Annotated in this window: 14 protein-coding genes; 10 read left to right on the top strand and 4 right to left on the bottom strand. The window is 67.8% G+C overall.

Features of this window, described 5'->3' with window-relative positions:
• The first annotated feature begins 4 nt into the window (after positions 1-4).
• Together AC3WLD_RS02820 and AC3WLD_RS02815 are read left to right on the top strand one after the other, a co-directional pair.
• Complete coding sequence (locus AC3WLD_RS02820) at positions 5-337, top strand: DUF1491 family protein (protein ID WP_492555404.1); 333 nt, start codon at positions 5-7, stop codon at positions 335-337.
• Positions 338-554: 217 nt separating this feature from the next.
• Entirely contained in the window at positions 555-1,181 is a 627-nt protein-coding gene (locus AC3WLD_RS02815; protein ID WP_492555403.1) for a cell wall hydrolase, read from the top strand.
• Between the two features lie 77 nt (positions 1,182-1,258).
• Here the strand turns inward: AC3WLD_RS02815 and purH are convergent, their stop codons facing one another.
• From purH to rpe, 3 genes are read right to left on the bottom strand one after another with little or no spacing between them, the layout of a single operon-like run.
• Positions 1,259-2,848 carry a bifunctional phosphoribosylaminoimidazolecarboxamide formyltransferase/IMP cyclohydrolase gene (gene purH, locus AC3WLD_RS02810; protein ID WP_492555402.1) on the bottom strand — a complete coding sequence of 530 codons (1,590 nt, stop codon included), beginning with the start codon at positions 2,846-2,848 and terminating at the stop codon, positions 1,259-1,261.
• A gap of 10 nt (positions 2,849-2,858) precedes the next feature.
• On the bottom strand, positions 2,859-4,709 hold the full coding sequence (locus AC3WLD_RS02805; protein WP_492555401.1) for a heparinase II/III family protein: 1,851 nt from the start codon (positions 4,707-4,709) through the stop codon (positions 2,859-2,861).
• A gap of 2 nt (positions 4,710-4,711) precedes the next feature.
• On the bottom strand, positions 4,712-5,374 hold the full coding sequence (gene rpe, locus AC3WLD_RS02800; protein WP_492555400.1) for a ribulose-phosphate 3-epimerase: 663 nt from the start codon (positions 5,372-5,374) through the stop codon (positions 4,712-4,714).
• A gap of 180 nt (positions 5,375-5,554) precedes the next feature.
• Between rpe and AC3WLD_RS02795 the strand changes: the two genes are divergently transcribed.
• From AC3WLD_RS02795 to AC3WLD_RS02760, 8 genes are all read left to right on the top strand, one after another.
• Complete coding sequence (locus AC3WLD_RS02795) at positions 5,555-6,409, top strand: hypothetical protein (protein ID WP_492555399.1); 855 nt, start codon at positions 5,555-5,557, stop codon at positions 6,407-6,409.
• Positions 6,410-6,413: 4 nt separating this feature from the next.
• On the top strand, positions 6,414-6,683 hold the full coding sequence (locus AC3WLD_RS02790; protein WP_492555398.1) for an HPr-rel-A system PqqD family peptide chaperone: 270 nt from the start codon (positions 6,414-6,416) through the stop codon (positions 6,681-6,683).
• Positions 6,680-7,108, top strand: coding sequence for a lasso peptide biosynthesis B2 protein (locus AC3WLD_RS02785; protein ID WP_492555397.1), 429 nt, complete (start codon positions 6,680-6,682; stop codon positions 7,106-7,108). Before AC3WLD_RS02790 ends, AC3WLD_RS02785 begins: the two co-directional genes overlap by 4 nt.
• A 154-nt stretch (positions 7,109-7,262) precedes the next feature.
• Positions 7,263-7,394, top strand: coding sequence for a hypothetical protein (locus AC3WLD_RS02780; protein ID WP_492555396.1), 132 nt, complete (start codon positions 7,263-7,265; stop codon positions 7,392-7,394).
• 37 nt (positions 7,395-7,431) lie between these two features.
• Positions 7,432-9,342, top strand: a complete 1,911-nt coding sequence (locus AC3WLD_RS02775) for an asparagine synthase-related protein (RefSeq protein WP_492555395.1) — start codon at positions 7,432-7,434, stop codon at positions 9,340-9,342.
• Positions 9,332-11,047, top strand: coding sequence for an ABC transporter ATP-binding protein (locus AC3WLD_RS02770; protein WP_492555394.1), 1,716 nt, complete (start codon positions 9,332-9,334; stop codon positions 11,045-11,047). The genes AC3WLD_RS02775 and AC3WLD_RS02770 overlap by 11 nt, the downstream gene beginning before the upstream one ends.
• Positions 11,044-12,231, top strand: a complete 1,188-nt coding sequence (locus AC3WLD_RS02765) for a nucleotidyltransferase family protein (protein ID WP_492555393.1) — start codon at positions 11,044-11,046, stop codon at positions 12,229-12,231. The genes AC3WLD_RS02770 and AC3WLD_RS02765 overlap by 4 nt, the downstream gene beginning before the upstream one ends.
• Positions 12,232-12,401: 170 nt before the next feature.
• Positions 12,402-12,896, top strand: a complete 495-nt coding sequence (locus tag AC3WLD_RS02760; protein WP_492555392.1) for a DUF2141 domain-containing protein — start codon at positions 12,402-12,404, stop codon at positions 12,894-12,896.
• Between the two features lie 108 nt (positions 12,897-13,004).
• Here the strand turns inward: AC3WLD_RS02760 and AC3WLD_RS02755 are convergent, their stop codons facing one another.
• Positions 13,005-13,757, bottom strand: coding sequence for a phosphocholine cytidylyltransferase family protein (locus tag AC3WLD_RS02755; protein WP_492555391.1), 753 nt, complete (start codon positions 13,755-13,757; stop codon positions 13,005-13,007).
• Between the last annotated feature and the right edge of the window lie 70 nt (positions 13,758-13,827).

Genomic DNA, 13,827 nt, shown 5'->3' with positions numbered 1-13,827 from the left:
CCGCATGGACAATGCCCGCCTGCCCGCGCACCTCGAAGTCGGCGGCCTGGTGCGGCGAATCAACGCCGAGGGCGGCTTCGCCATGGTGCTTCACAAAGGTGAACCCGATGCGGGCACAATTCTTATCGTCCTCGTGGAAAACGGCGTGAATCCGCGGGTTTACGAGCGCATGCCGCAAGCAGACGGCAGACGAAAGTGGACCCTGATCAAGTCTCAAGCTTCTGATTCAAAAGAACAAATTGACGAATACTTGACCCGGCGCAGTAACCAGGACCGCGATCTGTGGATTGTCGAACTGGATATCCCGGATGGTGAACGGTTCATCCCGGAAAGCTGAACGGCAGCCGAACCGCGGGTTGACTCTGCTGCGCTGCACAATCAAAGGCACCGCTCCGATTTTGCGCAGGCGGCGTTTCCGGCATTCACGCAGGGACGCAAGCACGCAGACGGGGGGCAGCCACCATGGCTTCCGCTGGACGTCGCACGCGATTCATCGCGATGCGAGTCTTTGCGCGTCATGGCCCGGTTCGCTCACCGCCCAATGACGATGTTTGATGTCTTTGAAACTCAAGTACGCCAGCGTTCTCAGTGTCGCTGCGACTTTTATCACAGCGCTGATCAGCGCCGATGGTTCCCACGCCGCCGCCCAGGCCCTCGAAGCACCTGCCGCGCTGGTTGAACCCGCAGTCCGGTTTGCAGAGCAGCCGGTCGTCCAGCCCCTTCCCCAGACGCAGGAAGCCGTGGCGGACCAGAGCGAATCGCCCGAAGCCGGGTCACTCGCCACCCTCGTTTCCGAAACGCCGATGCCCGAAACGCTGTCGCGCGAGCTCGAATGCCTCGCCGGTGCGATCTATTTCGAGGCCAAGAGCGAGAGCCTTGCCGGCCAGCTCGCGGTCGGCCGGGTGATCGTCGCCCGCTCGAAGTCGGGCCGCTTCCCCGCCAGCTATTGCGGCGTGGTGTTCCAGCCCTCGCAGTTCTCGTTCGTCCGCGGCGGCGGCATGCCGCACATCAACCGCGCCAGCCAGGATTGGCAGGACGCGGTGCGGATCGCCTCGATCGCCGACTCGGGTTCGTGGAAGAGCCCGGTCGAAGGTGCCCTGTTCTTCCACGCCGCGCGCGTTTCGCCCGGCTGGCGCCTGACCCGCATCGCGCGGATCGACGGGCACATCTTCTACCGCTGATTTGATTGCTGCCCCTTGGCGGGCGGGAGGAAAAAGACGGCGCGGCTCTCTGGAGGAGCCGCGCCGTTTTTGCATTCTCAGTGCCGGAAGTGACGCATCCCAGTGAAGACCATGGCGAGCCCTGCCTCATCCGCCGCGGCGATCACCGCGTCGTCGCGGATCGAGCCGCCCGGCTGGATTACCGCGGTCGCCCCGGCTTCTGCGGCGGCGAGAAGGCCGTCGGGGAACGGGAAGAACGCGTCGGAAGCGATCGCCGAGCCGACGGTGCGCGCCTGCGCCCAGCCGTAAGTCTCGGCAGCTTCCGCGGCCTTCATCGCGGCGATCCGCGAGGAGTCGCGCCGGTTCATCTGGCCCGCGCCGATCCCGGCGGTGACCCCGTCCTTGGCATAGACGATGGCGTTCGACTTGACGTGGCGGGCCACGGTCCAGGCGAACAGGCAGTCCTTGAGTTCCTGCTCGGTCGGTGCGCGCTTGGTCACGACCTTGAGGTCGTCGAGGCCGATCGCCCCGTTGTCACGGGTCTGGACCAGCAGTCCGCCGGTGATGGGCTTGACGCTGAGCCCCGGGCGGCGCGGATCGGGTAGGTCACCGGTCAGCAGCAGGCGCAGGTTCTTCTTCTTCGCGAAAGTGGCGCGGGCTTCCTCGTCGGCATCGGGAGCCACCACGACCTCGGTGAAGATCTCGCAGATCGCGGCGGCGGTGGCGCCGTCGAGCTTGCGGTTCACCGCGACGATCCCGCCGAAGGCCGAGACCGAATCGCAGTGCAAGGCATCGTTCCACGCCTGCAGCAGGGTCGAGCCTTGCGCCACGCCGCAGGGGTTGGCGTGCTTGACGATGACAACCGCCGGGTCCTGTCCGCGGAATTCGGCGCAGAGTTCCAATGCCGCGTCGGCATCGTTGTAGTTGTTGTAGGACAGCTCCTTGCCCTGGACCTGCTCGCCTTGCGCGATCCCGCGGATGTGCGGGCCGACCGGCAGGTAGAGCGCGGCCTTCTGGTGCGGGTTCTCGCCATAGCGAAGCTCCTCGGCGCGGCGGCCGTTGACCGCGAGAAGCTCGGGGAAGATCTCGCCCTGGTCGGCGAAGGCGAACCACTGGCTGATCATCGAATCGTAGGCTGCGGTCTGGGCAAAGGCCCGCGCCGCCAGCTTGCGGCGGAAGGCAAGCGTCGTCGCGCCATCCGTCGCCTCGATCTCCGCCATCAGCCCGGCATAGTCGGCGGGATCGGTGACGATCGCGACGAAGGCGTGATTCTTGGCCGAAGAGCGGACCATCGACGGGCCGCCGATGTCGATGTTCTCGATGATCTCGTCGCGCTCCGCGCCTTTGGCGACAGTGGCTTCGAACGGATAGAGGTTGACCACGACGAGGTCGATCGCGCCGATCCCGTGGGCCTCCATCGCGGCTGCATGTTCCGGGTTGTCACGCACCGCCAGCAGGCCGCCGTGGACGATCGGATGCAGGGTCTTGACCCGGCCGTCCATCATCTCGGGAAACCCGGTCAGCTCGGAAATGTCCTTCACCGCAAGGCCGGCGTCGCGCAGTGCCTTGGCGGTGCCGCCGGTCGATACCAGTTCGACGCCGCGCGCGCTCAGTGCCTTGCCGAGGTCGGCCAGCCCGGTCTTGTCGGACACCGACAGAAGCGCCCGCTTGATCTTCACGTTGGTCACAGGATGAATCCTATCTCATCTTCTTGAGCAGCCAGGAGAACGTCTCCCCGCTGCGGGAAATCTTGGCACTCACCACCAGTTGCCGGGTGGCGACCGGGCGGCCCTGGCCATCGGCCCACAGGCTCTCCTCGATCGCCACGGGATCCCGGCCCGAGCGGAACTGCCACAGGCTGCCATCGGGAAGCGACAGGGTCGCGCCGAGGCAGTCGGCGCTCTGCCCCAGATCGACGTTCGGGCCAAGATGGAAGCGCATCGCAACGCTGATCGTCCCGCGCTTGCCCTTGCGGCCAACCGCCTCGAGCACGTCCTCGCCGCGCAGTTCGCTACCATCGTCGCGCAGGATCAGGATGCGGCGGTGGCGCAGCCCATAGCGCGAGGCGTAGCCGTCGTGGCTGGCCTCCAGGCGGGTGGCGCCATCGCCGCTGCGGCGGTCGACCGCGACCTCGTTGACGCCCGCGCCGAGCCGGCCATTGATCAGCACCGCGGTCGAGTTGAAATCGTCGATGGTCAGGGTGGAATGTGCGGCGGTGGCGCGCAGGCCCTGGGCGAGGCGAAGCGGGATCAGCCCGCCCGCCGTGGCCGCTCCGCCGCAATTGACGATGAGCCGGTGCGATCCGGCCGAAAACTCGATGGCCAGCGTCGAGGCACAGCCTTCGCGGGCATGGCGGGCGAGCGGCGGCGGGGCGGCGTCGAACACCAGCACGCTCTTGCCCGCGGTCGCGCGCTGGTAGCCCCACTGGCGCGCATCGCGGAGCGGCCGGGTACGCACGCCCGAGGCGGCGACCAGCGCATTGATCCGCTCTGCCGAAACCGCGCCCGAACCCTGCCACGAACCCAGCGCGCCGTCGCCGTGGAGCAGCGCCAGCAGCGGCGGGACGAGCAGTGCGAGCATAGCCTCGACCTGCGCCGGCGGGTCCTTGCGCAGCGCACGGTAGCAGGCGCGCAAGGTGATCAGCAGCTCGATCGCCTCGACCTGGCAAAGCGGGCTGCGCGACAGGACCCCGCCGTCATCGCCGATGACCTCGCCCATGGCCCGGACGAGGCCCGCTTCGCCGAACAGGCGCCGCGGCTTGCCTTCGGAGAGCAGCAATCCGGCAGCGGTGATCGCGCACCACCCGGCCATTTCGGCCAGCCGGTCGCTTGCCTTGCCGACATGGCGGTCGAGCCAGCGGGCGTTCTCGGCGATCGCGGCGAGGACCTTTGCGCGGAACACCTTGTCCTGCCCGGACAGGATCAGCGGGGCATGGACCAGCCAGCCGAGCAGGCGGTGCGCCACGTTGCCGACATCCCACGCAGGGCCGGCGGCCGGCTTGGGATTGGCGGCCAGCCACAGGCCGAGAATTCGCTCGGCCACAGAGGCGACCTGCTGGCGCGGGGCAGCGGCCTCTAGATCGGCCAGCCAGGAGAAGCCGTGGACCATGCGCTCGAGCGGCGGAGGCAGCCGCGGACCGGTAAACTCGGTATCGGCGATCGGCGACTTCAGGCCGTGGACGAGGAAGTGCCCGGCACGCAGGGCGGTCCCGGCGGCCAGATCGCCGACCAGCGGATTCTGCACGGTCGCCAGCAGGCGGGGCCGTGCGGTCTTGCGAAACGGATGCAGCGCCGACGGCGGCAAGCCCATGCGATAGGCGAAACGGACCAATGCTTCACCGGCAGAGACGGCGGGCGGGGAGAAATCGGCGAGCGCCAGCGCCCGTCCGGGCTCGAGCGGGATTTCGGGCGCCGCCGGTTCCGATGCGCTGCGGTCGGTGGTCAGGCTGGCCTCCCTTGCGCTTGCCGGTCCCAGCGGAATGGCAGGGCGAGCGCCGCTCTCGTCAGCGCCGGTGCCGGCGCGGTCGAGGAGGCTGCCCTGTTCATCCACCGTCAGCCCGCTCCCTTCAACGCCGCGATGTTTTCGGCGTAGCGATCGGGGCCGCCGCGGAAGGTAGCGGTCCCGGCAACCAGTACGTCGGCGCCGGCGGACACTGCGAGCGGGGCAGTGGCCGTGTCGATCCCGCCATCAACTTCGAGGCGGATGTCGCGGCCCGACTTGTCGATCATCTTGCGGATTGCCTCGATCTTGCGAAGCTGGCTGGTGATGAAGCTCTGCCCGCCGAACCCCGGATTGACGCTCATCACCAGGACCAGGTCGATCTCGTCGATCAGGTAGTCGAGCATCTTGGCCGGGGTCGCCGGATTGAGCGAGATGCCCGCCTTCTTGCCCAGCGCCTTGATCGCCTGGACCGTGCGGTGGGTGTGGGGACCGGCCTCCGGATGGACGGTGATGATATCCGCGCCGGCGGCGGCGAACGCTTCGAGGTAGCTGTCCACGGGCGAGATCATCAGGTGGACGTCGAACGGCTTCTGGGTGTGCGTGCGCAGCGCTTTCACTACCGCCGGGCCTATCGTGATGTTGGGGACGAAGTGCCCGTCCATGACATCGACGTGAATCCAGTCGGCTCCCGCGGCGTCGATGGCGCGGACTTCCTCGCCAAGCCGGGCGAAATCGGCGGACAGGATGGAGGGCGAAATGAGCGGCGCGGCCATGGGAACTGTTGCATCCTGAGCGGCGGGGAAAACGTCCTTGGCGCTTACCACCCCGGCCCTAGCGGACAACCGCGAATCACGGGTTTTTCCACACGCAATGTCCCGATTCGAGGAAGCGTTGTCCGACCCCGGCAATGATCTTGCGTTGCACCATCCGATATCGAGGGATAACCAAAATGGATGAACCGCGTATCGCCCATTGATCTCCTGCACGCGGAAACCCGGTTCACGTACGGCAAGGTCCCCAAGCGGATCGGTTCCGTCCAGGTCGAACGCGGCGGGAGCTGCCTCGATGGCGACGAGTTCTGCCTGTGGACCTTCGACGGGCTTGCCTATCACTACCGCAAGGGCGACGGCATTACGGTCGAACGCGAAGCCGGAGCCGATCCCGCGACCGAGCAGCTGTTCCTCAACGGCAGCGTCTACGCCGCTGTTGCCGCAATCAACGGATTCCTGCCGGTCCACGCCTCGGCCGTGGCCTGGAAGGGGCGCGTCTTCGCGTTTACCGGGCCGTCCGGGGCCGGCAAGTCGACCTTGTGCGCCGCGCTCGGGCGGACGGGCCTGCCGATGTTCTGCGACGATACCCTGATCATCGATCTCTCCGACGAAAACGCCCCCCTCTGCCTGCCCGGCCACAAGCGGCTGAAGCTGTGCCCGGACGCGTTCGAGCTGACCGGCGCGGCGCGGGAAGAGCGCGTTGCCCACGACATCGACAAGTTCTTCGGAGCGCCCGCGGCGGGAACTGTCGACGAGATGCTCCCGCTCGCCGAGCTGACCTTCCTCGAGGTGGGCGAGGAAACAATCGTGGAGCCCGTGCGCGGCGCGGACCGCCTGATGCGCCTGCAGGACGACCACTACACCCAGGCGCTATACCTCGCGGCGGCGCGGCCGGGACGGGCGCAGCGCTTTCAGCAGCTCGTGCAGTTCGCCCGCTCGGTAAAGTTGACGCGGTTCGTTCGCCCGCGCACTTCGAGCCAATTCAACACTACGCTGGCGCGAATCGCCGAGCATGTCCGTGCCTATGAAGGATCCTGAGCCGATGTCCCGACCGATCTCCAAGCTCCGCGACAACTTCATGGAAGCACCCATCGACGACGAGATTGTGGTGATGGACCTTGCGAAGGGCACGTTCTTCTCGCTCACCGGCACCTCGCTCGCGATCTGGGCCGCCCTTGATGAGGAGCCCGCCCGCGACGCGCTTCTTGAACGGCTGGCCGGGGAATTCGGGGTGGCGAGCGATGCGATCGCGAGCGACGTCGATGCGTTTCTCGGTCAATTGCGTGAAGCGGGCCTGATCTCGGGCGCATGACCAGCGGACACCGCCGGCCACAGGGTTGGGCTGCCCGTTTCGAGACGCTCGAAGCGATGGCCTGGCTCGCGCTGGCGCGGCTGCTCATCGCGTTTGTCCGGTTCTCCCGCTGGCGCAGATGGCTGGGCGTGCCGGGCCTGACTCCGCCGCAGCCGGAACGGACGCCCGGCGAAGCCCATCGACTCGCCCGGGTGGTCGAACGCGGGGTTTACCGGCTGCCCGGCACTTCACGTTGCCTGCCACAGGCGCTCGCACTCGCGTGGATGCTGCGACGGCGAAGGTGGCGGCCCGTTGTGGTCGTTGCGGTCATACCCGGGCACGCGCGCGGCACTCTCGACGACCTTCATGCCTGGGTCGAACTGTCGGGCGAAATCCTGATCGGGGAGAGTACGCTGCCGCACAGGCCGATCGCCCGATTCGGCTAGGCCCAGAATGCAGCGTCGCGGCCGTAACCCCCGGTTCCCGCCTGCAAAAATTATCATATCGCAATGCAACAAAATTGCTGTTACAGTAGTTCTACTAGTGCAACCAAACGCCAGCTCGCACCCCGCGCGGGCCTGCTTTCTGGAGGAGCAGCTTATGTCGAAGATTCAGCCCTCAACCAAGACCTGGGAAAAGCCCGAACTGGTTCGCGTCGGCGAGCTGAACGATGTCGCCGCGAACAAGGGTACTTTGGCCGACAATCCGGGTGGTGCCACCAACAAGAGCTGATTGCGGCATTGCCGCGTGACATGACCCGCTTTAGCGAATGATTGTTGCGCGGTTTTCGCAAGCATTGCTCGACCCGGCGGAGGCGGCGGCGTTTGCTGCCGTCCTCTGGGCCGGTGGCGGACGCAAGGTCCTCCACGCTCCTGCAGGACGCTGGACAGTAGCGGAAGCGCGCCGTCCTGCGGACCTGCAACATCCCATCCCAGCATTTTCGCGATCCGGCCGGTCAGCGCTTTTCAACGGGCAGCTGCACAACCGGGCGGAGCTTGCGTCCGCTTTGGGCCTCGACAGCCAAGCCGACTCTTCAGTCGTCTATGCCGAAGCCGTAGACGCCTGGGGCGACGATGCGGACCAGCGCGTTGTCGGCCACTACTGCGCCATTACCTTCCGCCCGGACGAGCCGGTCGCGCGCGTGGCGCGCAGTCCCTTCACCGCTCCGCCACTCCATGTCCGCGACGCGGGCGAAGTCCTGACGATTTCCTCGACCACCCGCAGCCTGTTCTGGCGCGATGAGGCCGCCCGCAAGATCGATTTCGACCGGCTGGGCCGCACCCTGATCAGCGATTTCTCGGATCCTTTCCGGGACACCTACGAAGGCACGGTCAGGGTCCCCCTGGGCCGGGCCCTGCTCGTCGGAAGAGGGCAGGTTCGCGAACTCTGGCGTTATGACATTCACGCGAATCCGCCGGTGCGGCTCAAGCGCGATGAAGATTATGTCGCGGCGGCCCGTGAATTGCTCGACGAGGGCACCAGGCACGCCATGGCCGGTGCGCGCAAGCCGTGCATCGCGCTGTCGGGCGGTCTCGATTCGCCGCTCGTCGCGGTCAGCATGTTGCGGGGCCTGCCGCCGGGCCAGACGCTCGACGCGTTCACCTTCGGCCCCGAATCGACCTGGCAGGGTCCCGACTATCCCGGTGCCTACTCGCGCGAATTCCCCAAGATTGCCGCGCTGGTCGCGCGCTATCCGCAAATCCGCCCGGTCGAGGTGACCTGCGATGGCGAGGACTTTCGCTACCGACAGCGCGACCTGCTCCGCGCCCTCGACCAGGGCCCGGCCTCGCTCGGTCTCAGCATGCACTACAAGGCGGTTTACGAAGCTGCGTCCGATGCCGGGTGCGATGTGCTGGTCAATGGCGGCTTCGGCGACGAGGCGTTCAGCGCCAAGCCGCCGTGGGCCGCGGTCGAGTTTTTCCGCACCGGGCGCTGGCGGCAGTTGTGGCGCCTCATGCGCGAAAACCCCGGTGACGATCGCCCGATGTGGCATCGGTTCATCGCGCTGGTGGTCCTGCCCCAGCTACCGTACCGGGCTTGGCGCTTCCTGCAGAACCTGCGACCCGGGCAAGCCCCCGATCTCAACAGCCGCTGGGGGGTTTCGCCCGAGTGGCTGGAGGGCGGCGCGCAAATCGCCCGCGCCCGGGCGGCCGGGGTGGACCTCGAGCGGCTCGCCTTCCCGACCCGGCGGTCATACTGGGACGCCCTCCTCGCCGACGACGGCAGTGACGCGGAAGAGATGCAGCAGGCCTTCCTCCAGCTGGACGGCGTGGAAACGCGCGATGCAGCGGCGTATCGTCCGCTGGTCGAGTTCTGCTATGGCGTGCCGACGATACAGTTCGCTCGCGACGGGTGGATGCGGTGGCTGGCGCGGCGGATGGGTGAGGGGGAAATTCCGGACGAAATCCGCCTCAACCGAAACCGCGGCTGGCCCAATGTCGACTGGCACCTGCGGCTGGGCCGGATCCGGCACGAATTGATCGACGAGATCGCATTGATGAGCGAAGTCCCGGAAATCGCCGCGATCGTCGATCTTCCCGGCCTCCGCCGTGCGCTCGAGGAATTTCCCGAAGAGCCCCCGGTCGGCATGTTCGACGATATGACGCTCGCCTACGGGGTCGCCTGCGGCATCAGTGCGGGACGCTTCATCGCCTACGCGCAGGGGCGCAATGACCTCTGAGCACGGGACCTCGCGCGCTGCGCTCGCGGCGCTGCTGCCGGAGGTTCCGCGCCGGCGGCTGGCCTGGCTGGCGCTGCTGATGGTTCTTTCCGCGCTGAGCGAGGGAATCGGGCTCTTGCTCCTCGTGCCGATCCTCGGCGCCCTCAACGGGGGGCCTCAGCCGGGCGCGGCGTCGCGCTATCTGGCCGACCTGGGCGTACCGGCCGACGTGCCCGTGCTTCTTGCAGCCTTCGTCCTGCTCGTCGCGATCCGGGCCTTCGTCCAGTATCGCCGGGTCGTGGACGGCCGGATGCTGGCCAACGGCCTTGTCGATGCGTCGCGCGCCGCGCTGTTTTCGGCGCTGGTCCGGGCCGACTGGCGGCGGCTGGTGCGTATGCGCCAGTCCGACAACGTGGGGCTCATCGTCAATACCGTCGACCGGATCGGCATGGCCTTTGACCAGTTGCTGGCCGCGACCGCTGCCGCAGTCGCCCTCGGAGGCGTTCTCGCGACCGCGATGGTGCTTTCACCCCGTCTCGCGCTGTTCGGACTCGTCGCGGCGGCGCTCGTCCTTGCCGGCTACAGCCGCAACCGGATCCGCGCCGTGCGGCTGGGTGAGGCGCTGACCGAGGCGCACCGGACCGTTCACGCCCGGCTTGGTGAGAGCCTTTCGGCCTTGCGCCTGATCAAGGGCCACTCCGCCGAGGCGCGGGCGGAAGCAGAGATGGGCGCGAGCTTCGTCGGGATGCGCCGCACGGAGATGGATTACCTGCGCTCGATGACCCGGGGCCAGGCGGCGCTGCAGGTTTCGGGCGCGGCCGTGCTGGCGCTGGCGAGCTGGCTGGCGATAGCCCGCTGGCAGGTCCCGGCGGCCGTGCTGATCCCGCTCGTGGCTCTGTTTGCCCGCACGGTTCCCCTGCTCGGCGCCCTGCAGGAGGCGTGGCAGAACTGGCTGCACGGTGCGCCGGCGGTGATCGAGGCTAAGCGGCTGCGGTCCGACCTGTTGGCCCATGCCGAGTCCCGGCCCACCGACACGGTTGCGCCGCCCCGACTCCTGCGGACTGTCCGCGCCGAAGGCGTCAGCTTGCAGCATCCGGGCCGCCCTGTCTCGGCGCTGGCCGGGGTGACCCTCGAACTGCCCGCGAACTCGACGACGGCGCTCATCGGCCCATCGGGAGCCGGCAAGTCGACGCTGGCCGACGTCCTGGGAGGGCTGGTGACGCCGGATGCGGGACGGGTGCTGGTGGACGATGTCGCGCTCGATGGCCCGGCGCGCCTCGCATGGCGCGGTGCGGTGGCCTATGTCGAACAGGAACCGGTGCTGTTCCACGCCACAATTCGCCAGAATTTGCTCTGGGCCGTCCCGGAGGCAGACGAGGCCGCCCTTTTCGCTGCGCTGGACCAGGCCTCGGCCGGGTTCGTGCGCGGCCTCCCGCAAGGGCTCGATACCATCGTGGGCGACCGCGGGGGGCAGCTCTCCGGCGGCGAGCGCCAGCGCATCGCGCTTGCCCGCGCACTGTTGCGCAAGCCTGCGTTGCTGATCCTCGACGAGCCCACTTCGGCACTCGACTCGGACAACGAAGCAGCGGTGCTGGCGGCGCTCAAGGCGTTGCGCGGCAGCGTGACGATGCTGGTGATCGCCCACCGCGGCGCGCTCGCGGGCCTGGCGGACCGCACGGTGCGGCTCGAGACCGGCCGCATCGTTGCGGAGGAGGTCGCGGCGTGAGCGACCTCCTGGACATCAAGCGTGCCGCGCTGGGCCTGCTGGGCGGCAAGACGCCGCTGACTTGGCCCGACCTGGCGGGGTGGGACATGCTCGACGCCATGGCCGGCCAGCACCGCCTGCGCCCGCTCCTGCTCCATCGCGCCCGCGCTTGCGGAAACTGGCCGGTCCCGGAGGCGATTTTGGCAAACTGGGAGGCCGCCAACCGCGACGCCGCCTTTTCCTCGCTGCGCCACAAGGCAGCGCTGGCCGACCTTGCCGCGATTCTCGATGCGGCGGCGATTCCGTTTCTCGCGCTGAAAGGGGCGCGGCTCGCCTGGCGGGATTATCCCGCTCCGGGGTTGCGTCCCTTGCGCGACATCGACCTGCTCGTCGCCGAAGCGGACGTGCAGCGGGCATTTTCCGCGCTGGAGGCCGCCGGACTCGTTCCCGCAGACGGCGAGGACGACGAAGCCCATGCCGAAGCACTTGAGCACGACAAGCACCTCCCGCCGCTCTGGCATCGCAAGCGCGACGTGCTGGTCGAACTGCACCACCGCCTGACCGATCCTCCAGCCCGGCACGGTTATCATATGCCCCAGCTCGACCCGGCGACGGTCATGGCACGGGCCGAGCCGGACGCCGCAGGAGTTCGCTTCCCCGCCGCCGACGACATGCTGGCGCACCTGATCATCCATGCGCTCTACAACCACCGTCTCGACTGCGGGCCACTGGTCCTTGCCGACATCCACTTCCTGCTGGCGAGCGGGGAGGTCGCCGCCACCCGCTTCTGGGAAGGCGCAGCGGCGCAAGGCTGGACACGCGGCGCCGTGCTGCTGCTGGCCTTGACCGAGCGCTATTTCGGCCCGCACGGATTGGCGCTGCCGGAAGGGACTTCGCCGCCGCCCGTCCATGTCCTCGCAGCGGCCGAGGACGCGTTGCTCCAGGATTTCGAGACGCGCGATCACGCGGAAGCCGTTGCCGACCTGTTTGCCGCGCGCTCGATCAAGGCACTGGCCGCGTCGATCGCCGGCCGCCTGCGACCCAGCAAGCGGAGCGCGGCGAACGATGCGGCGCAGGGCGTGGGCGGTGGGTGGATCGCATGGCTGGGCCGGCGACTCGCCCGGTTATGGCGGCGGATCGGCAACGCGCGCGCCAACCGCGAAGCGCGGCAGGCTGCCGCAATGCTGCGCTGGATCCAGTCCTGAGCGGCTTGACGCTTGGCATCGTGGTGAAATTCAGCATAGGTTCACGGCTCGAATCGCATTAGGGGATGCCTCGCCGGCCATGTCCGGCGGTTAACGTCTGGAGGCCGGGTGATCGTTTCGCCGCCTCCGTTTTCCACCTCATCGACAGATCACGGGGCGAAGGAACGACCATGAAACAGCCGAGACGTCTCTACGCCGCGGCCCTCGCGCTTGCCGCCGGTACGGCGCTCTTCGGCCTTGCCCGGCCGGAGCCCGCGGCGGCCCAGCCGGGTTGCCAGGGGCCGGCGAGCAACACCTACATCAACGTGGTGGTTGAAGGCCTGCGCAATGGCAACGGCCTGGTCGCAGTCACGCTCTATGCCGACAACTCGCGCAAGTTCCTTGCCAAGGGCGGATCGCTCTACGTCGGCCGGGTCGATGCGAGCGCGCCGAACACGCGGATGTGCATCCACGTGCCCAACCCCGGCGTCTACGCGATTGCGGTCTATCACGACGAGAACGGCAACCGGAAGATCGACCGCGGCGGAGTGCTGGGCATTCCGACCGAGGGATTCGGCTTTTCCAACAACCCGCCGACGATCGCCAGCCTGCCGTCGTTCCGCTCGGTGCGGATCAACATCCCGCGCAGCGGGCTGACCACGCACGTCAAGCTGAAGTACCCGTAAGGACCGGTTCCTCCCCGTTTTTTTGCGCAGCACAAACGGGGAGGGGCGGCCACATTGGCGGTGGCGAAACCTGCCCACTTTCCCCTGCGGGGAAAATGGACAGCGCCTTCAGGTCTGGCTGAGTGCCGCCGCGTAGGCCTGCGCCATGCGCGTGGGCGCATCCTGTTCCGCCAGGGCGTGCGCGCGCGGATCATCGACGTCCATCCACCACAGCCCGCCGACTTCCATCGTCTGCGCCAGGCCTCGATCGGCGAGACGCTGCATGCCGTCTGACAGGCTGCCGGGCCTGCCCTCGTCGATGGCCGCCCGGATCGCCTCGGCAAGTTCGCGGGTGGCGAGAAACGCGCCGCAATCGACCGCGTCGTATTCCGCGATGGTCTTGCCGATCGCGACGATGCGGCCCGTGTCGTCGCGGCGGACCCAGGTCGCGTCATCCGGATCGACGAGCGGGTTCGTGGTATCTTCGTCGACGGCCAGCGTGACCGCGCGGTCGGGGCCACCCTGCGCCATCAGCCGGCGGAGGATTTCCGCATCGAACATGTGGTCCGCCATCATCAGCAGATAGTCGCCGCGGCATGCCGCCGCACCGGCGATGACCGAGTGACCGTTGGGCGTCGACCAGTCGGTCAGGCGGACGGGGACGATTTCGATCCCGCTTCGGTTGGAGAGACCGGCAAGAAATGCTTCGAGCTCGTCGGCCCGGTGCCCGGTGACCACGACCACCCGCGAAACCCCGGCCATGACGGCCTGGCGGATCCCAAGCTCGATCAGGCGCACTCCTGCAACGGGAGTCAGCGGCTTCGAATCCGACAGCTCGCGCAGGCGGCTGCCATATCCGGCGGCAATGATCAGCGCGTCCATGCGTGCTGGCGTTCCCAAAGGAAAGGCCGGTCGGACGCTTGTCCGCCGGCCTTTTCCGTTTCTCTTGTCC

The sequence above is a fragment of the Novosphingobium sp. FW305-C-111 genome (assembly GCF_058783565.1).
The sequence above is the reverse complement of the archived record's forward strand: the minus strand, read 5'-3'. Positions and strand labels throughout refer to the sequence as shown.